This is a genomic window from Rhizobium aureum, assembly GCF_030182495.1.
GTDB lineage: Bacteria > Pseudomonadota > Alphaproteobacteria > Rhizobiales > Rhizobiaceae > Rhizobium > Rhizobium tropici_C.
Map to the genome: position 1 here is coordinate 550,523 of NZ_JAQJCI010000004.1, position 19,601 is coordinate 570,123.

The window sequence follows — 19,601 nt, forward strand, 5'->3', positions numbered from 1 at the left end:
CGCCGGCTTTATGGTTTCTGCATGAAAGAAAGCCGCGGTCGCCCTGCAGCACATTCGTCAATATTCAAATATCTGCCTGAAGACACCCGGCGCGATGATCGACAACGGGTTGATCTGGAGGTTCGATTTTTCCAGCGTGCCGGTCAGCCTGAAGGTGATGCCGATGAGGCCACGGTCGCTGCCGTTGCCGAGGATGAAGCCGACGATCGGAACCTCTGCGAACAGCCGGTTCAGGCCGTAGGCAGGCATGAAGGTTCCGGTCATGTCCATCTTGCCGCTGGCATCCTTCAGCGTTCCCTGGAACGTCGCGCCGAGCTGCACGCCGCGCACCACGCCGTTTTCGACCGATAGCGTGCCGTCACGCATGACAAGCCGCGCAAAGCCCCGCTCGAAGCTCTGCGAACGCGTATCGATATTCTGCTTCACCGCCGCATTCAGGCTCTTTCCGTTCTTGCCGCTCGGGGTCGAGACGATGGTGGACAGCTTCTTTTCATCGATGATCGCGAAGTTGCGGATATCGAGCGAACCATCCCAATCATCTCGGCCGGTCGACCGCAGCGATAGGTTGAGGAGCCCCCCCTGCAGGTGCTTGTAGAGATCGGTGAAGCGCGCGACTGCGCCGGCGTCGCCGCTCGTGATGCGAATCACACCATTATTGCCTTTGCTCATCTGGGTGACGAGCGCCTCGCCGCTACGCGTCACGCCGGAAAAATCCGCTGCCGTCGTCTTGCCGCCGGCGATCGAGTAGACGCCCTTGACGTTGCCCACGGTCTCGTCGTTGAAACCGATGACCTTGTCGATATTGGCGCGAACGGTCGCGCTCGCCGAAGCATCGCTATCCGAATTTTGCTGGCCACCTGAGGTCGACGACTTCAGACGCGCCAGGATCGGACGTATGTCGGCGGAGTTGCCCGATATGGCGACATCGTAACTGCCGCTTTTGCTCCGCTTCAGGGAAAGCGCAAAATCGTCGAGCGCGGAAAGCTTGACGCTGTCGAAACTCGCGGATGTCAGAGTCCCCTTGCTGATCAGCAGATCGCCGCTGACGCCGAAGCCGTCGCCCTTGAGCGTGAAATTCTTGAGCGTCGTCTGATTGTCGGGGCCGGATGCCTCGAACTGCGCGACCGCTCCAATACCGCTGCCCTTCGACCAGCCGACCCAGGGCACCGTCAGTGCCGCCTTGCCGAGATCGACCTTGACGCCCTGGCGATCCTCGTCGAGGCGCGTCAACTCCACCTTGACGGGTCCATCGATTATATCGCGAAGGCCGGGCAGAACTGCATTGCGCTGCGCATCCGTCAGCGTGGCCGTAATCACACGCGTTCGCTTTACCGGCGATTTGCTGTCGGTCGGCTCGACCATGTCGATCTCTGCGGGAATGCCATCGATCTGGGCTTCGGCCTGCAGATGAACCGATTGCGGATCGGCTGAAATCTCACCCGTCAGATTGTCGATCTTGCGATTGTTCATCGGCTTCAGCAGATCGACATTGTCAAGCTCGAGCTTCGCCTGCCAGTCCGGCGGAGGCGGCTGCTGATCCCTGATCAATCCGATCCTGGCATCGACCTTGGCGACGATCTTGCCGTTGAAATCCTCCGGCTTGAACTCGGTCCGCTGCAGCACCTCGAGCGGCTTATAGGTCAGGAGCTCGCCTATGGCGTCACCGGAGCCCGATATCGTCAGGTCGAGATCGGCCATCAACGGCTTGTCGTATGTCGCCGGGATCGAGAAGCTGCTGTCGTTTAGAGTGATCGTCCGACCAGTGGCGAAATAGGAGGTTGCCGTCGCGATATTGACGGCCATGTTCGGCCCGGTCAAATCGAAATGGGCCTTGGTGTCTCGCAACGGCGGGATGTCACCCGGGACGTTCATGCGCGCGCCGGCGATGTCGAAGGCGATATGCAGCTCGTTCTTGCCGAGCTGCAGCTTGCCGTTTTGTGAAGCTTCCCTCAGCCTTCCGGCAGGAATAAAGACGGATATGACGGCATTGGTCACCGAGCCACCAAAGAGATTGGCCTCGACCCACGTCCTTGGTTTCGAGGCCATCCAGAAAGGCCAAAGCTGCTTGACGACGGTCGTATCCAGTTTGTCGGCACGGCCGCCGAAGCTGATTTCCGGCGAGCTGTCACCGAGCTTCACGTGCAGGGAACCGAACAGCGCGCCTTGCGGTGTCGATATACCGAGGTTTTCGAGCTGGAGTTCCTTGGTCTCGGAAAGAAAGTGCCCGGTGGCGCGACCATCGAAGCTGACCGGTTTTTCCCCGGAGATCGATGATGCGGCAACGCCATCCTTAATGACGAAATCGATGCCGAAACCCTTGCCCGCATTGGCATTGACACGATCGAGATCGATGACCGCACCGGAGAACGGCACCATGGTGCCGACGAATTGCACCTTCGAAGGCGCAATCTCCAGCGTCTGATGATCGAAATTATAAGCGAGGTTGATGTTGCCCTGTGTCAGGTCCTGGACGTCGCGGTCCATATAGAGGGTGCCGGGCTGCACGTCGATCGAGGCTTCCAGCTTCGGATCGATGCCGGCATCGCCCTTGACGGCGGACAGTGTCACATCGGCGAAACTGATGACGCCCTGCCGCGGCGCGCCGTTCGCATCATAGGCCATGGTCAATGGCTTGAGATCGAGATTGGAGATCTTCGCCGTCAGCGAAGAACTGTGGCCGGGCTGCTGCTGCGTCGCCTTCACATCCAGTGTCGCCACCGACCCGTTGACGGCAACCTCGCCAAAGAGATGCAACGCGTTCGGCTCGGCGCGTTCGAAGGTAAGATTGTCGACCACGAGAGAGATCGGATCGCCTTCCTGGCGCGCCAGCTTCATCGAGAATCCGGAAATGCGCACAGAATTCGTGCCGCCGCGCTGCACGAAATGCTCCAGGAAATCGAGATTGTCGAAGGCAGCGTTCAGCGCCTGCGGCAGCGCATCGACCCGCAGCTTCGTCAGATCGACGGGATCCCCTTGGGGCAGAAGCGACGTATCGAGCGCGATGCCCTCCGCCGCCACGCTTGCAACTTCCACCCGGCCATCAAGCAAAGCCAGCGGATCGAGCTCCATGTTGACGGCAGACATGGTCGACAGATGCTTGCCGCTTTCCTGATCGACGACGTTCACGTCATGGGCTTCGAGCGTCAGCCGCAGGCCGGATGTAAATCGGATCACGGTTGCGCCGACTTCGGCCTTGTAGCGAGGACCAATGGCATGATCGAGCGCCGTCTGCGCCTTCTGCGACAGCGGCGCGTCGAAAATACCGCCCTCAATGGTCGCGACGACGGCTCCAAGGATGATGGCGAGAAATGCAAAGAAAACCAGTGTGATACGGCAAACATGCCAGATATGCGAGCGACGACGGCGAACGCGCTCCGGCACGTGCACGATCAGCGGATCTTCGGCCTGGGCGGACGGCAGATTGTCGAGCGGCACGAGATCCTTTTTGCGGAATGTTATCTTTTCGCCTCGGATCACTCCTGCGCGTGCCTTTCGCTCTCTACAATTTTGTTGGTGACGCTGCGTCCCATTGGACGGCACACGTGGGCAGTATATATGGCTTCCCTCAAGTGTCATCTAAAAAACCGGCAAAAGAAAGGTTTTCCCGTGGCGGAAGTTTTTCCAGTTCAACTCGGCATCGGCGACAAGGCACCGGCTTTCGATCTCCCGCGCGATGGCGGCGGCAGAATTCGTCTTGCCGATTTTAACGGGAAACCGCTGGTGGTCTATTTCTACCCCAAGGACGACACCACCGCCTGCACGACGGAATCAATTTCCTTCACGGCGCTCGCGGCCGATTTCGCCAAGGCGGGCGTTGCCCTCCTCGGCGTGTCTCCAGACCCGGTCAAGAGCCACGACAAATTCGTCAAGAAGCACGCGCTCTCCGTGCCGCTCGCCTCAGACGAGGAAAAGACCATGGCGACGGCCTACGGCGTCTGGCGGGAGAAGAGCATGTATGGCCGCACCTATATGGGCGTCGTACGCTCCACCTTCCTCATCGGTGCCGATGGTCGCATCGCCAGAATATGGGACAAGGTCAAGGTGGCGGGGCACGCCGAGGCCGTTCTTGCCGCCGCCACGGAACTCTGACGGCATGACCGATACCACCGAGATGATCACATCGCTTCGCGGCGGTGCCATCGCCGCCATCCGTTCGGCCGATCTCGATCGTAAGACCGAACTTGCCCAGGAATCGGCGCGACGCTGGTTTGCCCGGACCCTGTCGCTGCGTTCGCCGCTCGATCCGCCGCTCGCCGATCGCCCCGGCCGCCCCGACAAGCCGGATCTGGTGCCGCCAAAACACATGGAGAAGCGTTCCCTGCATACGCTCAAGGGCCGCATCGCACTCCTGCACGCCATCGCCCATATCGAGCTGAACGCCGTCGACCTGGCACTGGATATCGTCGCACGCTTCGCGACGGGGCCGGTTCCGAATTCGTTCTTCGACGGCTGGATGCAAGTTGCCTTCGAGGAAGCCAAGCATTTCCGCATGGTGCGGGCGCGGCTACGCGAACTGGGTGCCGATTATGGCGATCTTCCAGCCCATGACGGCCTGTGGCAGGCAGCTCATGCGACCCGCACCGATCTGACCGCCCGCCTCGCCGTCGTGCCGTTGATTCTCGAAGCCAGGGGGTTGGACGTGACGCCGGCGCTGCAGGCGAAGATGCGCGAAACCGGCGACCTGGAGAGCGCTGCCATCCTTGACGTCATCTATAATGATGAAAAAGGCCACGTCGCCGTCGGTGCCAAATGGTTCCGATTCCTGTGCGCACGGGAGAAGCGTGATCCAGCCCGAACCTTCCAGGAATTGGTGCGCGCCAACTTCCGCGGCTCCCTCAAAGCGCCATTCAATGACATTGCAAGGGCGGAAGCGGGACTGACTCCCTCCTTCTATCGCTCGTTAACCTCTACGAACAGCGCATAATCCACTCACATTAAAGGCTTTTTCCGGTATCTAACGATGCGCCGGAAAGTATTCATTAACCATAATGCCGTGTACTTCCAGACAATGCCACAAGGCATCGATTGGGAGATTCTCGGTGACAGCAAAGCCTCAGCATCGGGTTTTCGGCAAGCAACGGCGACACCACACCATTATTCTCGCCAGCGGCGATACGGTGCGCCATATGACCGTGCGTCCATGGATGGCCGCCATTGCCGTCTGCCTAGTCGGGATATTTTCAATCGGCTATCTGCTTGCGACCTCTTATCTCGTGCTGCGCGACGATCTGATCGGCGCGACGATGGCCCGCCAGGCGCGCATGCAATATGACTATGAAGACCGCATCGCCGCACTGCGCGCCCAGGTCGACCGCGTCACGTCCCGCCAGCTCCTCGACCAGCAGGTCGTGGAAGAAAAGGTCGACAAGCTGATCGAACAGCAGCAGCAGTTGTCGTCCCGCAACGGCAAACTCGGCACCTTGCTCGACAGGGCCGAAAGCTCCGGCCTGACCGACAAGAGCCAGCATCCGGAGGCAAATGCCACCGTTCCCGGCAACGAGCATGCCCGACTGACCGCGCCGAAGGCGATCGAGACACTTCTTCTGGGGGACAAGCCGGCCGATGCGACGCCCGATAACTCCACCCTCGCATATGTCCCCGCGCCGGAAACGGTCGCCGATCGCGCCGATCGTGTCTTCTCGAAAGTAACGTTGTCGCTGAAGCATGTCGAACAGGATCAACTGATCCGTATCCGTAACCTCACGGCCGATGCCTCCGAGACAGCGAGCGAAATCCAGGCGATCATGCACAATGTCGGAATCAAGGTTCCGAACGAGGTCGTGGCCGCGAAGGGCGAGGATGCGGACAACGGCGTGGGCGGGCCTTACGTGCCGCCCGAAAATGTAGATCAGTTCGAGCGGTCGATGGCGAACCTCGATACGGCATTGACGCATCTGGAAACCGTGCGAGGCACGGCCGAAAGCCTGCCCTTCCGAAATCCGGCAGCGGGCAAGCTCGTCACCAGTCCCTTCGGCAATCGCAAGGATCCATTCTTCGGCACGCTGGCGCTCCACACCGGCACGGATTTCCATTTCAGCCCCGGCGAAAAGATCAAGGCCACCGCCCCCGGCAAGGTGGTTTCGGCAGGCTGGACCGGCGGCTACGGCAACATGGTGGAGATCGACCACGGCGACGGCATCTCCACGCGCTATGGCCATATGGAGCAGGTGCTCGTCAAGGTCGGCGACAAGGTCGGTGCAGGCGCCGTCGTGGGTCTTGCCGGCAGCACCGGACGTTCGACGGGAACCCATCTGCATTATGAAGTTCGCGAGAACGGGCATCCGGTAGACCCGATGTATTTCATCAATGCCGGCACGAAACTCGCAAGTTACATTAGCGGCCTGGGCGCAATTTAGCTGCCGGAATTGTGACAAACGCGCAACAAAGATGGCACTAATCCAAAAATTGCGTTATGAATGAACTTCAGGTCCGTTGAAGCGCCTGCTTTCCTTGACTTCACGGGTATTTGGTTCTATGTCGCGCTGCGTTGCGGCACGTTCCTGCGTGTCGACTCACAGTGTTCGACTGAACCAGGACGGAATTAGATTTCCCTTTGACAACATTTGCTGACCTTGGCCTGAGCCAAAAAGTCCTTTCCGCGGTGACTGACGCGGGCTACACCACACCGACTCCGATCCAGGCCGGTGCCATCCCGTTTGCGCTTCAGCGCCGCGACATTTGCGGCATTGCCCAGACCGGAACCGGCAAGACGGCCTCTTTCGTGCTGCCGATGCTGACGCTGCTCGAGAAGGGCCGCGCTCGTGCCCGCATGCCGCGCACGCTGATCCTCGAGCCGACCCGCGAGTTGGCGGCCCAGGTCGCCGAAAACTTCGAGAAGTACGGCAAGAACCATCGCCTCAATATCGCACTGCTGATCGGCGGCGTCTCCTTCGAAGAGCAGGATCGCAAGCTTGAGCGTGGCGCCGATGTGCTGATCTGCACTCCTGGCCGCCTGCTCGACCATTTCGAACGCGGCAAGCTTCTGATGAGCGGCGTCGAAATCTTCGTCATCGACGAAGCCGACCGCATGCTCGACATGGGCTTCATTCCGGATATCGAGCGCATCGCCAAGCTCATTCCCTTCACGCGCCAGACGCTGTTTTTCTCGGCCACGATGCCAGCGGAAATCCAGAAGCTGGCCGATCGCTTCCTGCAGAATCCGGAACGCGTCGAAGTCGCCAAGCCGGCATCGACGGCCAAGACCGTGACGCAGCGTTTCGTTGCCTCGCATGGCAAGGACTACGAGAAGCGCGCCACGCTGCGCGACCTCATTCGCGCCCAGACGGATCTCAAGAACGCGATCATCTTCTGCAATCGCAAGAAGGACGTCTCCGACCTCTTCCGTTCGCTGGACCGCCATGGTTTCTCGGCCGGCGCACTGCACGGTGACATGGACCAGCGCTCGCGCATGACCATGCTGCAGAATTTCAAAGACGGAAACCTGCAGCTGCTCGTCGCCTCCGACGTTGCTGCTCGCGGTCTCGACATCCCCGATGTCAGCCACGTCTTCAATTTCGATGTTCCGATCCATTCGGAAGACTATGTTCACCGCATCGGCCGCACCGGTCGCGCCGGCCGTTCCGGCGCCGCTTTCACCATCGTGACGAAGCGCGACACCAAGCACGTCGACGCCATCGAGAAGCTGATCGGTGAAGATGTTCAGTGGCTGAACGGCGATCTTTCGGCTCTGCCACCCGCAGACGAGAGCAGCGACGACAACCGTTCGTCCCGCCGTCGCGACCAGAAGGGTAAGGGCCGCGACCGGGATCGTAGCCGTGGAGGCCGCAATGCCTCGAGTCATAAATCTGATATCGACGTCGAGGATAATGACGTCGTAGCGATCGAAGCAGCACCAGCAAAGGCCGAAAGCGTGAAGAACGAGCGCAAGTCTGAGAACAACAATAACAGGTCCCATAACGGTTCTCGCAACAGCCACCGGCCCTTCCCTGCTGCCAATGACGATCATCGCGAGCGCCGCAACCGCTATCGCGATCAGGATGACGGCCCGACGCCGGTCGGCTTCGGCGACGATATCCCGGCTTTCATGCTCATCGTGGCAAACGCCAAGGGCTGATAATCTTCACCTGCCGCCGATCCGAACCACTGCGCCGGAAAGTCGCGGCAAATCTCGGAAGTCCGGCATGGGCAAGCCTGGCATCGATTTCCCAGGACTAGGAACCGGTCTCGCAATCTTGCGGGACGGCAAGCTTTTGCTATATCGGCGCCTCAAGGCACCGGAAGCCGGATGCTGGAGCATCGTCGGCGGCAAGGTCGATCACATGGAGCCGGCCGCCAAGGCAGCCATTCGTGAGGCTGAAGAGGAAAGCGGCCTCGCCATCGGCAGGATCGACTATCTCTGCACGGAAGAAGTCATCATCGAGGCCGATCGGCAGCACTGGATCTCGCTGATCTATGTCTGCAGGGATTTTTCCGGAGAGCCGCGACTGATGGAACCGGATAAGCTCTCCGATTTCGGCTGGTTTGGCCGCGACGAGCTGCCGGCTCCGCTTTCCGAATTCGCCAGGGCAACCATCGCCCATCTCAGCGAAGACGATTTCCACTGACGTCCGAAGTCCTGCGTCACATGCCCTTCATCGTCTCCGGTTAGGCAGGCCGAAATCCGGAGATTATCCATGCATTCGACCGCACAAGAAAATCGCCCCAAGATCGCCGAGACCGTGATCCATCCAACGGCGACTACAAGAGATTCGAGCATCGGCAAGTGCTGCGAGATCTTGGCAAACACATCCTTGCACACGGTCGATCTTGGGGATTACTCCTATCTGGGGCCTCGCTGCATGGTCGGTGATGCAACGATCGGGAAATTCTGCGCCATTGCGGCAGAGGTCAGGATCGGCGCCCCCAATCACCCGATGGATCGCCCTTCCATGCACCGCTTCACCTATTGCCCTGAATATTACTCGGCGGGCGCCGTGCGCGACGTTTCCTTTTTCGAGCAGCGCAAGCAAGACCGCGCTATCATTGGCAACGACGTCTGGATCGGCCACGGCGTCATCGTCTTGCCGGGCGTAACAGTCGGAGACGGTGCCGTTCTCGCAGCCGGAGCAGTCGTCACCAAAGACGTCGAACCTTATACGGTCGTCGGCGGCGTTCCCGCGAAATTCATTCGCGAGCGGTTTACGCGAGCCACCGCGGAAAAGCTTGCATCCATCGCCTGGTGGGACTGGCCGTTCGAAACCATCATGGAACGGCTTGCAGATTTTCAGTCAAGCGACATCGAGGCATTTTGCGAACGTTGGGCGTAGCGCTACCATCAAGCTCCGCGAGATTCGCTATTTTTCGGCGCGCAAGGCTGCTTCATAGGCAAGCCTTACCCAGCGCGCCATTTCATCCGGATCGTCGAATGCATCGTCGGGTATCGACCAATAGGGCATGTTGACCGCCTTGCCTTTCTTGCCCTCGTAAGCCCAGCGCCGCGCGCCGGCCGCTTCAAATTCTGAAGCACTGGTATCGTCCGCCTTCAGGAGGATTTCGTCGCCAACTTCCAGAGCCAGGATTCGACCCATGTGGTAGATGCCCTTGCCGCCAAACATCCGTTTGATGGTGATCGGCCCGAGAGACTGAAACATCTCTTCGATATCGATATTGTCCATTCCCTACCCCTTCAAAATCCCGCCGGCCGCGACAACGGCCTCAGGCGTATCGACATCGAGATGAGCCGCCTCGCCGATCTCGACGTCAACCACCGGAAGCCCCGATGTTTCGATGATATGCCGGGCGCCCACATCGCCTTCCAGACGCATTACCGCATTCAGCACGGCGCGCGGCAGGATGACGGGATTGCCGCGCTTACCACCGGATACCGCCCGCACGATCGCGTGGCCATTCGCCTTGCGAAAGGCGGCAGCCAGTTTTTTTAGATCGTCGCTGGTGACACCAGGCATATCGGCCAGCATGACAAGAACACCATCGGCCTTTTGCGCCGCGCCGGTACTCACGCCGGCAACAAGCGAGCTCGCCATGCCCGAGGCATAATCCGGATTGAATACCGGTTCGACGGCAAGATCGCTTAAAGCACCTTCGATCTCGTCGCGGCGATGCCCGGTGACTGCCACGACATCCGATGCACCGCTCGCAATGGCAATCGATGCCGAACGGCGAACCAACGGTACACCGTCGAACTCCGCTAAAAGCTTGTGCGCACCGCCCTCGCCCATGCGGCTCGCCTTTCCGGCAGCCAGCAAAACGACAGCTACCGAAATTTGCGACGCCGGCTTCGCAGCGATGTCGCGTGGCCGCGGCCGTGACTGAATTTCCATGAGCAACCCTCCAACGCCCATGCCGGTGATATCCCGCGACGCCGGTCGTTCGCCGGCTAAGATACGATCGAGCACCCAGTCGAAACCATTCTCCTTCGGGCTGCGCGCGCATCCGGGTGCTCCGACGACGTAGACGTCGCCTACGCTGCCGAGCACCAGCAGATTGCCGGGATCGACGGGCATCCCAACCTGAATGACCTCGCCGCCGGCAAACCGGATCGCTTCGGGAATGACATCACCGGCGTCGATGACTGCGGACGCGCCGAAAACGATCACCAGCTTCGGCAATCGGTCCGGTGCTGCCAGGGCGCGGCGGATCGCGTCGGCAACGGCGGTCGCCTGATGTGCAACCCGCTCTTCCCGCTGCAGCACGCTGCCCGAAGGCTGCAGCCGCTGCGACAATATCCGTGCCGTCTTGTCCATCACCGAAGCCTTCAGCGACGGCAGTTCCGTGGCGACGAGCGATATAGCGTGCGGCACGAACGGCTTGACCTCGAAGACCGGCTTTCGCTGAAGAATTTCGACGCCTTCGCGGACTTTGGCCCCGGAAACGGCGAGCGGAATGATCTTGAAGGTCGCGACCATGTCGCCGGCGCGAACCGGCACGTGATCGGCAAGACAGGCAAGGGTAATCGCCGGATCAATGCTGTTGATCCGATCGACCGCTGCACGATTTGCAACGAAAAGGCCATCGACGGCGCTGTGGACATTGACGCGCCCAGTCGCCGCCTCAGAGAAGGTCAGATGATCGGGCGCAACTGCCCGCGCCAGCCGTTCCGCTGCCTCGTCCTCCATGAGATCGCCCGGCTCGATCCGCGCGGCAATGATGCGCTCAATTCCAGCGGCGGTCAGCACGTCTATATCGTCACGACCGAGCCTGTGCCCTTTGGAAAAACTGCCATCAGGCAGCCGAAGAGAATGCGCGAGAACCGCACCTTCAGCCTCTATCGTCGGAAATTCACCGAAGATCATGGCTTGACGCTCTTTGGCGAAGACACGTCGCGCCCACGAAGGGAGCCGATGATCTCGGCCAGAATGGCGACTGCGATCTCGGCCGGGCTCGCGGCTCCGATGGGGAGCCCGATCGGCGCGTGGATGCGGGAAAGCTCCGCCTCGCCCAACCCCTCGCGCTTCAAGCGTTCCAGCCGGCCGGCATGCGTCTTGCGGCTGCCGAGTGCCCCTACGTAGAAACAGCCCGTTCTCAGCGCTTCTATGATCGGCTCATCATCGATCTTCGGATCGTGAGTGACAGCAACCAGCGCCATATAGCTATCCAGCGGCCGCTCCTTCAGCGCATCGACCGACCAATCCGCGGTGAGGTCGATGCCTTCGAAGCGCTCCGACGTTGCAAAGGCGGTGCGGGGATCGATGATCGTCACGTCGAAGCCCGCAAGTGCGGCCATCCGCGCCAGGATCTGGCTGATATGCACGGCACCGATGATAACGATGCGCGGCGGCGGCAGATGCACGTTGAAGAACAGGCTCTGTCCGTCCACCTCGAGTGCTGCGGACTTGCCCGAGCGGAATGCCGCTGCAGCGGCATCGGCGAGCGCGCCTTCCAGCGCATCGCCTTCGACGATGAGCCGATCCGGCCCTCCGGAGAGATCGGTGACGAGGATTGCTGCCTGCCGCTTGCGCCGCATTTCATTCAGCCGCGCCAGTATCTGACGGTCCATCAGGCGAGCCTTTCGACATAGACGCGGATGCGGCCGCCGCAGGAGAGTCCCACGCGCCAGGCCGTTTCGTCGGCAACGCCGAATTCCAGCATGCGCGACTTGCCCGTTTCGATGACGTCGAGCGCCTCGGTGATGACAGCGCCTTCGACGCAACCGCCGGAAACGGAACCATGGAAATTGCCGTCGCCGTCGATCACGAGATGACTGCCCGATGGGCGCGGCGCGGAGCCCCAGGTATCGACGACTGTCGCCATGGCCACATTGCGGCCCGCCGACACCCATTCCTCCGCAATCACGAGCGGATCCAGACTTTCGGATATATCTGACATCGGAGCCTCATTGCTTGCCGAGAAACCGCTTGGGATCATAGAAATCCGCGCGGCCGGCGGTGAGAGCCGATACGAGATCGGCCAGAGATAATAGATTGTGAACGGGACGGAATTCGTCAACATGCGGCAGCATCGCTTTTACGCCGCGCGCCCGAGCTTCGAAACCCTCGAAGCGCAGGAGCGGATTGAGCCAGATGAGCCGCCGGCAGGAGCGATGCAGACGATCCATCTCTTGCCCGAGCAATTCCACGCCTTCGCGCTCCAGCCCGTCGGTGATCAACAGTACGATCGCGCCCTGCCCCAGCACGCGGCGCGCCCATAGCCTGTTGAATTCCTTCAGCGTCTCGCCGATCCGCGTTCCGCCAGACCAGTCGCGCACCGCCGCCGCGCATTCATCCAGCGCTTGATCCGGGTCCTTGTGGCGCATCGCTCTGGTGACGTTGGTCAGGCGCGTTCCGAACAGAAACGTATGCACACGCCGGCGGCGTTCGGTGAGCACATGCAGAAAATGCAGAAAGATGCGCGTATATTGGCTCATCGAGCCGGAGATATCCGCAAGCACGACCAGCGGCGGCTGGATTTCCTTCGGCTTCCGGAAGCGCGGAAGGATCAGCGCCCCTCCCGTACGCAAGGCCGAGCGCATTGTGGCGCGCGGATCAACCTTGGCCACTGTGCGAGATGGTGCGAAACGGCGCGTGCGCACGCGGTCCAGCGGCAGTTGCAGCTTCCCTAGTTCCTTCTTGGCGACGGCAATTTCCGCCGCCGACATCTGCGCGAAATCCAGATGGCGCAATACCTCGCTGCCAGAACTGGTAAATCGCGCATCGATTTCGATATCCGGCGTCTCGCGCGGCGGGCGCTGGTCGTTGCGGTCATTGAGCAAGGCATCGCTTGCGCGGCTTTCGCCCGGCTTCGGTTTTTCCTTCTCTCGATAATCGGGCGCGACGGGCGACATCAGCGCAATCATTTTCGCGACGAGATCACGCGAGCGCCAGAATAGCCGGAATGCCTCGTCGAATACGGCCAGATCTTCATGCCGCTTGACGAAGACCGAACAGAGGGCGGCATGGAACTCCTCGCGAGAACCAATGCCGATCGCTTCGACCGCCTCGATGGCATCGGCAATCGCCCCAGGACCGATCTTCAGGCCGGCCTTGCGGAGCACCCTGCCGAACAGCACGATATTGTCGGCGAGGCGCCCGTCACCGGGCGGTGACGGCGCAACGACGATGCCATCCTGCGCGCCCGGTTCCATGGTTCATCCCGCTGCAAGCAGTTCGGATTTGACGTCGTCCAACACCCGCTTGCCCTCAGAGCCCTGAATACGGGCGATATCGTCCTGATATTTCAGCAAAGTGCCGAGCGTATCCGATACCGTCTCCGGATCAAGGGCCAGCCGATCGAGTTCCGTCAAGGCGGTCGCCCAGTCGATCGTCTCGGCGACGCCTGGATTCTTGAAGAGGTCGAGCGTCCGCAGCTTCTGGACATAGGCGACGATCTGGCGCGACAGCGCTTCATTGCAGCCTGGCACCTTGCGCCGGATGATTTCAAGCTCCTGCTCGGCCCCGGGATAATCGACCCAATGATAGAGGCAGCGCCGTTTCAGGGCGTCGTGCACTTCGCGCGTGCGGTTCGTCGTGATGATGACGATAGGCGGCTCGGCGGCCCGGATCGTCCCGAGTTCCGGCACCGTTACCTGAAAATCGGACAGCACTTCCAGCAGGAATGCTTCGAAAGCTTCGTCGGTGCGATCAAGCTCGTCGATCAGGAACACCGGCGCGCGTCCACCGACACCCGACAGCGCCTGCAGCACCGGCCGGCGGATGAGATAGCGCTCGGAGAAGATATCGGCCTCGATGCGATCGCGATCGGTGAGACCGGAAGCTTCCGCGAGACGGATTTCCAGCATCTGCGCCGGATAGTTCCATTCATAGACGGCCGAGGAAACATCCAGGCCTTCATAGCATTGCAGGCGGATCAGCGGCCGGTCGAGCGCCTTCGACAGGACCTTGGCAATTTCGGTCTTGCCGACACCGGCCTCGCCCTCGAGAAAGAGCGGCCGCTTCATCTTCAATGCGAGAAACAGGACCGTGCCGAGCGCGCGCCCGGCCAGATAGTCGTGCGCACCGAGCAACGCCATCGTTTCATCGATGGAACCCGGTAGCGAAGGTAATGTCTGATCCGCCATGATAACTCCCTTGAAGGGGTTATAGCGTGTGATAGCCCCGGTTCATATAGAGCAATGCCGGCTTCGGCTCGCTGTAGCGTATGGCCATCACCTCGCCGAAGATGATGTTGTGCGTGGAAGCCTGCTTGATCTCGATCACGCGGCAATCGAAAGCGGCAAGCGCGTCGCTGAGGACAGGCGCACCAGTCACCAGCGTCTCGAACCTGCCGGTTGCGAAGCGCTCGTCGGCGGTCAGCTGCGTCTTCCCGGAAAAGGCATCGGCCAGGGACTGGTGATCGGCACCGAGCGTATTCAGGGCAAAAATGCCGCTCTTGAAGAAGATCTCGTTCTTGGCGTTGCTGTTGTTGACGCAGATGAGAACCGTCGCAGGGCTGTCCGACACCGAGCAGGCAGCCGTGATCGTCACGCCGCGCCGCTCCGAGCCGAGCGCCGTCGTCACCAGCTGCACATGGCCTGCATAGCGGCTCATGGCATCTCGATAAAGCGCCGGATCCATACGCTGCCTGTCTAGCATCACCGTCTCCATATTCCTGTGACACCTTATCTTTCGCTCAATATGGCGGCCAGGTGTTAGCTTTTCTACAATAACGCCATTGAAAACAGAGCGATTTTGTTGCTTTTTCTTTGACGATGCCCATCAGGCGGATAAATAGAGCGGAAAATTGTCCGGGATAATCCATCGATGAACGTTCTGCGCCGCCTTCCGCTTCTGCTCGTACTGCTTTCTGCGGCCGGCAGCAGCCATGCCGCGGGAATCCATATTGGCGTGGTGGCACCGCAGAGCGGCAATTTCGCAATGCTTGGCGCCGAAATCACCACCGGGGCCAATTTCGAGATCCAGGCCCAAAAGGATAAAGCGACGGTCATCGACGAAGCTTGCACCGAGGATGGCGGCCGAGCTGCCGCCGAAGCATTGATCGCGGCGAAAGTGCAGATCGTGATCGGCTTTCTGTGCACGGAAACATTGGAAGGTGCGCTTCCACGCCTTAAGGAGGCCGGCATACCGGCCATCACCGTTTCCATCCGTTCCCGCATTTTGATGGAGGATGCGCTGAAGAATGGCTGGCCACTGTTTCGCCTCGCACCCGTGGATAGTGCCGAGGCTGCCATCGCGATCAATACCATCCTGAAAAACTGGGCGGCCGAGCCGATTGCGCTGATCGACGACGGCACGATCCATGGCCGCGAACTGGTGGGGGCGATCCGCAGCGCGCTTGAGGAAAAGGGGCTGAAGCCGGTCTTCACCGATACCTACCGCCCCGGCCAGGATCAGCAGATCGCGCTTGTCCGTCGCTTGAAGAAGGCCGGCGCCACGCATGTCTTCATCGGTGGCGATCGCAGCGATGTCGCGGTGATCGCGCGTGACGCTAGGAACGAAAACATTCCGCTGGCGCTGATGGGGGGCGATGCGATGCGTGCTGCCGATTTGCCCGTGCCTTTGCAGGAAGGCGTGCAGGCGATTGCCCTGCCTGATTATGCCACTCTGCCTGCAGCACAACAGACCGCACAGGCCATGCGTGCCGGCGGCATCGAGCCGGACGGCTATACCCTGCCGGCCGCGGCCGCGGCGCAGATCGCCAGCCAGGCAGCCGAAGGCGCGAAGGCGGAAAACAAGCCCGTTGCCGAAAAGCTCCTTGGCGCGACATTCCAGACGACGATCGGCTCGATTACCTTCGGCCAGAACCACGAATTGAACGAAAACCCCTACCGCCTGCTGCAATGGCGCGGCAACGCTTTCGTGCCGGTGACGACGCCGTCGAACTGAGGTGATCCCCTCGGGCGGTTGTTTGCCCGCGACAGCGGTGCTAATCCAGACACCACTGCATAATTTAAAGCGCTATAGCGACCTCAGCGCGTCACATGTGACGCGCGGCGCTGTAGAAATCAGTTGGAGCTCAGCCACCCATGACCTTGCCGATCCGCATCGCCCCTTCCATTCTCGCCGCCGACTTCGCCAAGCTTGGGCAGGAAGTCAAGGACGTGACCGAAGCCGGAGCCGACTGGATCCATCTGGATGTCATGGACGGGCATTTCGTGCCGAACATCTCCTTCGGCGCCGATGTCATCAAGGCGCTGCGCCCCTATACGACCGCGACCTTCGACTGCCATCTGATGATCTCGCCCGCCGATCCTTATCTGGAAGCCTTCGCCAAGGCCGGCTGCGACCGCATCACCGTTCATGCCGAAGCCGGCGTGCATCTGCACCGCTCGCTGCAGACCATCCGTCATCTCGGCAAGAAGGTCGGCGTCACCCTCAATCCGGCAACACCGCTTTCCGTGCTGGAAAATGTACTCGACGATATCGACCTGATCCTGATCATGTCGGTCAATCCCGGCTTCGGCGGCCAGAAATTCATTCCCGCCATGGCCGACAAGATCCGCAGCGCCAAGTCTCTGATCGGTGACCGTCCGATCGAACTCGAAGTCGATGGCGGCGTTTCGGTCGACACCGCACCTCTCATCACGGCTTCCGGCGCCAACGTGCTCGTCGCCGGCTCTGCCATCTTCAAGGGCGAATCGGTCGATGCCTACAGGCAGACGATCGGCGATCTCCGAGCCGCTGCCGAACGAGGCCGCGTTGGATCAAACTAATCCGACCAATGCCTTCATCGCGACGACGGGCCGGACACGGACCGTCGCTTCGCATTGCCTCGAAGTTTTGGGCAACGCCGTCGGCTGGGGCGCGGCCATGGCCGCTTCGGCGCTCGCCGCCCTCTATTGGCGCAACGGCCTTCTGACCAGTCATCTCACGGCTCTTACCCTTGTTTACTTCTTCGGCGGCACCCTCGCCTGGGCCATCCTCGTGCCGCTAACCCGCCGGTTCGCCCGTGGCCGACCGGCAAGCGCGCGCTTCGCCGCTTTCTTTCTTGTGCTCTCCATCGGCACCGCGGCCATGACGGCGTTTCTCTTTGCCATGGACTATCGCTGGTTCTATTCGCGCTGGCATGCGCCGTTCGGCTCACTCATCTGGACATTCCAATTCCTGTACACCGGCGCCAGCGCCGTCTACCAGTTCGCTATTTTCGGCTTGCCTCTGTTTCTGCCGTTCGGCCTTCTATGCCTGGTCGCCGTTTCAGCCTATCTTGCGCGACGGACGCGTTGAAGCGTACGAAGGATTGGCCCAACAAACATTGTGCCAAACATTGTGATTGCCGCTCGTCTTTGTTATGGGGGCGCCGAGGTTTCCTTTCCATTAGCCAAGAAAGCTTTGAGCCCATGATCCCGCGCTACTCCCGACCGGAAATGGTCGCCATCTGGTCGCCCGAAACCAAGTTCCGTATCTGGTTCGAGATCGAGGCCCATGCCTGTGATGCGCTGGCAGCTCTCGGCGTCATCCCGAAGTCGGCGGCGGATACCATCTGGGAAAAGGGCGGCAAAGCCACGTTCGATGTCGCCCGCATCGATGAGATCGAGGCCGTCACCAAGCACGATGTCATCGCCTTCCTGACGCATCTGGCCGAAATCGTCGGACCGGACGCCCGTTTCGTGCACCAGGGCATGACCTCGTCGGACGTGCTCGACACCTGCTTCAACGTCCAGCTCGTGCGCGCCAGCGACCTGCTGCTTGCCGATATCGACAAGCTTCTGGAAGCCCTGAAGCGGCGCGCCTTCGAGCACAAGGATACGGTCACCATCGGCCGCTCGCATGGCATTCATGCCGAACCGACAACCTTCGGCGTCAAGCTGGCACTTGCCTATGCCGAATTCGAGCGTTGCAAGCAGCGCCTGATCGCGGCACGCGAGGAAGTCGCCACCTGCGCCATTTCCGGCGCGGTCGGCACCTTCGCCAACATCGATCCCCGCGTTGAGGAACATGTCGCCGCCGCCCTCGGCCTGAAGCCGGAGCCGGTCTCCACCCAGGTCATCCCGCGCGACCGCCATGCGATGTTCTTCGCCACGCTCGGCGTCGTCGCCTCCTCGATCGAGCGTCTCGCCACCGAAATCCGCCACCTGCAGCGCACAGAAGTTCTGGAAGCGGAGGAATATTTCTCTCCGGGCCAGAAGGGCTCGTCTGCTATGCCGCATAAGCGCAATCCGGTATTGACGGAAAACCTGACGGGCCTTGCCCGCATGGTCCGCTCATACTCCATCCCAGCCATGGAGAACGTCGCCCTATGGCACGAGCGCGATATCTCGCACTCCTCCGTTGAGCGCATGATCGGCCCGGACGCGACCGTCACGCTCGATTTCGCGCTCGCCCGCATCACCAGCGTCATCGACAAATTGCTCGTCTATCCGGACAATATGATGAAGAATTTGAACAAGTTCCGCGGGCTTGTTCATTCACAGCGCGTGCTGCTGGCGCTGACCCAGGCCGGCGTCTCCCGCGAGGATTCCTATCGGCTCGTCCAGCGCAACGCCATGAAGGTCTGGGAAGAAGGCAAGGACTTCCTCGAGGAGCTGCTGGCCGACCAGGAAGTGCGCGCAGCGCTTTCCGAAGAGGATATCCGCGAGAAATTCGACCTTGGCTACCACACCAAGCATGTCGACACGATCTTCAAGCGGGTTTTCGGCTAGGACACCGACTCATAAGATCGTAGCCAGATACGAATTGAGGCGAGCTGGATCGATGCGAGGAAATTGTCGTCGCGTTTGTCGTATCGGGTTGCGATAGCTCGGAAGTGTTTGAGTTTATTGAAAAACCGCTCGACAGCGTTGCGTTGTTTGTAAAGCCATGAGCTGAAGTCGGGAATATTGACCCTGTTTGGCATGGGGCGGATACAGCCCCATGCTCCGCGTGCTTTGAGGTCTTGTCGCAGCCTGTCGCTGTCATAAGCGCGGTCAGCCAGAAGTGTTTGACCGGCCCCGACAGTCGCCAACATATCGGTCGCCGAGCGTCCGTCATGGGCCTGGCCGGCTGTCAGCTTTAAGCGGATCGGTCGACCATCGGCATCGACAAGAGCATGAATTTTGGTTGTCAGCCCGCCGCGCGAGCGACCCATGCAACCGGATCGCTCGTCTTTTTTTGACCGTTGGCAGCATGTTGGTGAACGCGGATTGACGAGCTGTCGATCATCTGGATATCGCCATCGTAAGCTTCTGATATTGCGTCGAGAATACGCCCCCAATGCCCCGCATGACGCCACCGGTTAAAGCGGTTTACGCAGGTCGTATAGGGGCCATAGCG

Annotated in this window: 18 protein-coding genes and 1 pseudogene; 10 read left to right on the plus strand and 9 right to left on the minus strand. The window is 60.6% G+C overall.

Going from position 1 to position 19,601, the window contains the following annotated elements; all coding sequences use genetic code 11:
* Positions 1-57: 57 nt before the first annotated feature.
* Positions 58-3,477, minus strand: coding sequence for a YhdP family protein (locus tag PH552_RS14035; RefSeq protein WP_112343155.1), 3,420 nt, complete (start codon positions 3,475-3,477; stop codon positions 58-60).
* Between the two features lie 129 nt (positions 3,478-3,606).
* On the opposite strand from PH552_RS14035, the gene PH552_RS14040 reads away from it, so the two are divergent.
* The 6 genes from PH552_RS14040 (at position 3,607) to PH552_RS14065 (ending at position 9,266) form a co-directional block, all read left to right on the plus strand.
* Entirely contained in the window at positions 3,607-4,089 is a 483-nt protein-coding gene (locus tag PH552_RS14040; protein ID WP_112343156.1) for a peroxiredoxin, read from the plus strand.
* Between the two features lie 4 nt (positions 4,090-4,093).
* Positions 4,094-4,924, plus strand: a complete 831-nt coding sequence (locus PH552_RS14045; protein ID WP_112343157.1) for a ferritin-like domain-containing protein — start codon at positions 4,094-4,096, stop codon at positions 4,922-4,924.
* A 115-nt stretch (positions 4,925-5,039) separates the two neighbouring features.
* Complete coding sequence (locus PH552_RS14050; protein ID WP_112343158.1) at positions 5,040-6,356, plus strand: M23 family metallopeptidase; 1,317 nt, start codon at positions 5,040-5,042, stop codon at positions 6,354-6,356.
* Positions 6,357-6,553: 197 nt separating this feature from the next.
* On the plus strand, positions 6,554-8,074 hold the full coding sequence (locus PH552_RS14055; RefSeq protein ID WP_112343159.1) for a DEAD/DEAH box helicase: 1,521 nt from the start codon (positions 6,554-6,556) through the stop codon (positions 8,072-8,074).
* 67 nt (positions 8,075-8,141) lie between these two features.
* Entirely contained in the window at positions 8,142-8,564 is a 423-nt protein-coding gene (locus PH552_RS14060; RefSeq protein WP_112343160.1) for an NUDIX domain-containing protein, read from the plus strand.
* Between the two features lie 69 nt (positions 8,565-8,633).
* Complete coding sequence (locus PH552_RS14065) at positions 8,634-9,266, plus strand: DapH/DapD/GlmU-related protein (protein ID WP_112343161.1); 633 nt, start codon at positions 8,634-8,636, stop codon at positions 9,264-9,266.
* A 27-nt stretch (positions 9,267-9,293) separates the two neighbouring features.
* Here the strand turns inward: PH552_RS14065 and PH552_RS14070 are convergent, their stop codons facing one another.
* The 7 genes from PH552_RS14070 to PH552_RS14100 are packed head-to-tail and all read right to left on the minus strand — an operon-like array spanning position 9,294 to position 14,987.
* Complete coding sequence (locus PH552_RS14070) at positions 9,294-9,614, minus strand: TfoX/Sxy family protein (RefSeq protein WP_112343162.1); 321 nt, start codon at positions 9,612-9,614, stop codon at positions 9,294-9,296.
* A 3-nt stretch (positions 9,615-9,617) separates the two neighbouring features.
* A complete protein-coding gene (locus PH552_RS14075; RefSeq protein ID WP_112343163.1) occupies positions 9,618-11,252 on the minus strand; it encodes an NTP transferase domain-containing protein in 1,635 nt (544 codons plus the stop codon).
* Complete coding sequence (locus tag PH552_RS14080; protein ID WP_112343164.1) at positions 11,249-11,956, minus strand: XdhC family protein; 708 nt, start codon at positions 11,954-11,956, stop codon at positions 11,249-11,251. Before PH552_RS14080 ends, PH552_RS14075 begins: the two co-directional genes overlap by 4 nt.
* The gene (locus PH552_RS14085) at positions 11,956-12,285 is read right to left on the minus strand and encodes an XdhC family protein (RefSeq protein ID WP_112343165.1); all 330 of its coding nucleotides are present in this window, start codon (positions 12,283-12,285) and stop codon (positions 11,956-11,958) included. The genes PH552_RS14080 and PH552_RS14085 overlap by 1 nt, the downstream gene beginning before the upstream one ends.
* A 7-nt stretch (positions 12,286-12,292) precedes the next feature.
* The gene (locus PH552_RS14090) at positions 12,293-13,540 is read right to left on the minus strand and encodes a vWA domain-containing protein (protein WP_112343166.1); all 1,248 of its coding nucleotides are present in this window, start codon (positions 13,538-13,540) and stop codon (positions 12,293-12,295) included.
* Positions 13,541-13,543: 3 nt separating this feature from the next.
* Positions 13,544-14,473 carry an AAA family ATPase gene (locus tag PH552_RS14095; RefSeq protein ID WP_112343167.1) on the minus strand — a complete coding sequence of 310 codons (930 nt, stop codon included), beginning with the start codon at positions 14,471-14,473 and terminating at the stop codon, positions 13,544-13,546.
* Positions 14,474-14,492: 19 nt separating this feature from the next.
* Complete coding sequence (locus tag PH552_RS14100) at positions 14,493-14,987, minus strand: flavin reductase family protein (RefSeq protein ID WP_112343168.1); 495 nt, start codon at positions 14,985-14,987, stop codon at positions 14,493-14,495.
* Between the two features lie 168 nt (positions 14,988-15,155).
* On the opposite strand from PH552_RS14100, the gene PH552_RS14105 reads away from it, so the two are divergent.
* The 4 genes from PH552_RS14105 to purB all read left to right on the plus strand — a co-directional run bounded on the left by PH552_RS14105 (position 15,156) and on the right by purB (position 18,991).
* Positions 15,156-16,238, plus strand: coding sequence for a branched-chain amino acid ABC transporter substrate-binding protein (locus PH552_RS14105; protein ID WP_112343169.1), 1,083 nt, complete (start codon positions 15,156-15,158; stop codon positions 16,236-16,238).
* Positions 16,239-16,378: 140 nt separating this feature from the next.
* Positions 16,379-17,065: a ribulose-phosphate 3-epimerase gene (gene rpe, locus PH552_RS14110; RefSeq protein WP_112343170.1), complete on the plus strand. Its 687-nt coding sequence runs from the start codon at positions 16,379-16,381 to the stop codon at positions 17,063-17,065.
* Between the two features lie 97 nt (positions 17,066-17,162).
* Complete coding sequence (locus PH552_RS14115) at positions 17,163-17,576, plus strand: hypothetical protein (protein WP_245430397.1); 414 nt, start codon at positions 17,163-17,165, stop codon at positions 17,574-17,576.
* A gap of 113 nt (positions 17,577-17,689) precedes the next feature.
* Entirely contained in the window at positions 17,690-18,991 is a 1,302-nt protein-coding gene (gene purB / locus PH552_RS14120) for an adenylosuccinate lyase (protein WP_112343171.1), read from the plus strand.
* Here the strand turns inward: purB and PH552_RS14125 are convergent.
* Positions 18,988-19,601: pseudogene (locus tag PH552_RS14125) on the minus strand (IS5 family transposase); the annotation flags it as partial. The gene purB and the pseudogene PH552_RS14125 overlap by 4 nt on opposite strands.

What these genes read in the sequence shown, in the direction of transcription:
- PH552_RS14090 (WP_112343166.1), bottom strand. Translation starts at nt 13,540, where the DNA reads ATGGAACCGGGCGCGCAGGATGGCATCGTCGTTGCGCCGTCACCGCCC.
- PH552_RS14100 (WP_112343168.1), bottom strand. Translation starts at nt 14,987, where the DNA reads ATGCTAGACAGGCAGCGTATGGATCCGGCGCTTTATCGAGATGCCATG.
- PH552_RS14080 (WP_112343164.1), bottom strand. Translation starts at nt 11,956, where the DNA reads ATGGACCGTCAGATACTGGCGCGGCTGAATGAAATGCGGCGCAAGCGG.
- PH552_RS14115 (WP_245430397.1), top strand. Translation starts at nt 17,163, where the DNA reads ATGGCCGCTTCGGCGCTCGCCGCCCTCTATTGGCGCAACGGCCTTCTG.
- PH552_RS14060 (WP_112343160.1), top strand. Translation starts at nt 8,142, where the DNA reads ATGGGCAAGCCTGGCATCGATTTCCCAGGACTAGGAACCGGTCTCGCA.
- PH552_RS14065 (WP_112343161.1), top strand. Translation starts at nt 8,634, where the DNA reads ATGCATTCGACCGCACAAGAAAATCGCCCCAAGATCGCCGAGACCGTG.
- PH552_RS14045 (WP_112343157.1), top strand. Translation starts at nt 4,094, where the DNA reads ATGACCGATACCACCGAGATGATCACATCGCTTCGCGGCGGTGCCATC.
- PH552_RS14085 (WP_112343165.1), bottom strand. Translation starts at nt 12,285, where the DNA reads ATGTCAGATATATCCGAAAGTCTGGATCCGCTCGTGATTGCGGAGGAA.
- PH552_RS14075 (WP_112343163.1), bottom strand. Translation starts at nt 11,252, where the DNA reads ATGATCTTCGGTGAATTTCCGACGATAGAGGCTGAAGGTGCGGTTCTC.
- purB (WP_112343171.1), top strand. Translation starts at nt 17,690, where the DNA reads ATGATCCCGCGCTACTCCCGACCGGAAATGGTCGCCATCTGGTCGCCC.
- rpe (WP_112343170.1), top strand. Translation starts at nt 16,379, where the DNA reads ATGACCTTGCCGATCCGCATCGCCCCTTCCATTCTCGCCGCCGACTTC.
- PH552_RS14105 (WP_112343169.1), top strand. Translation starts at nt 15,156, where the DNA reads ATGAACGTTCTGCGCCGCCTTCCGCTTCTGCTCGTACTGCTTTCTGCG.
- PH552_RS14095 (WP_112343167.1), bottom strand. Translation starts at nt 14,473, where the DNA reads ATGGCGGATCAGACATTACCTTCGCTACCGGGTTCCATCGATGAAACG.
- PH552_RS14070 (WP_112343162.1), bottom strand. Translation starts at nt 9,614, where the DNA reads ATGGACAATATCGATATCGAAGAGATGTTTCAGTCTCTCGGGCCGATC.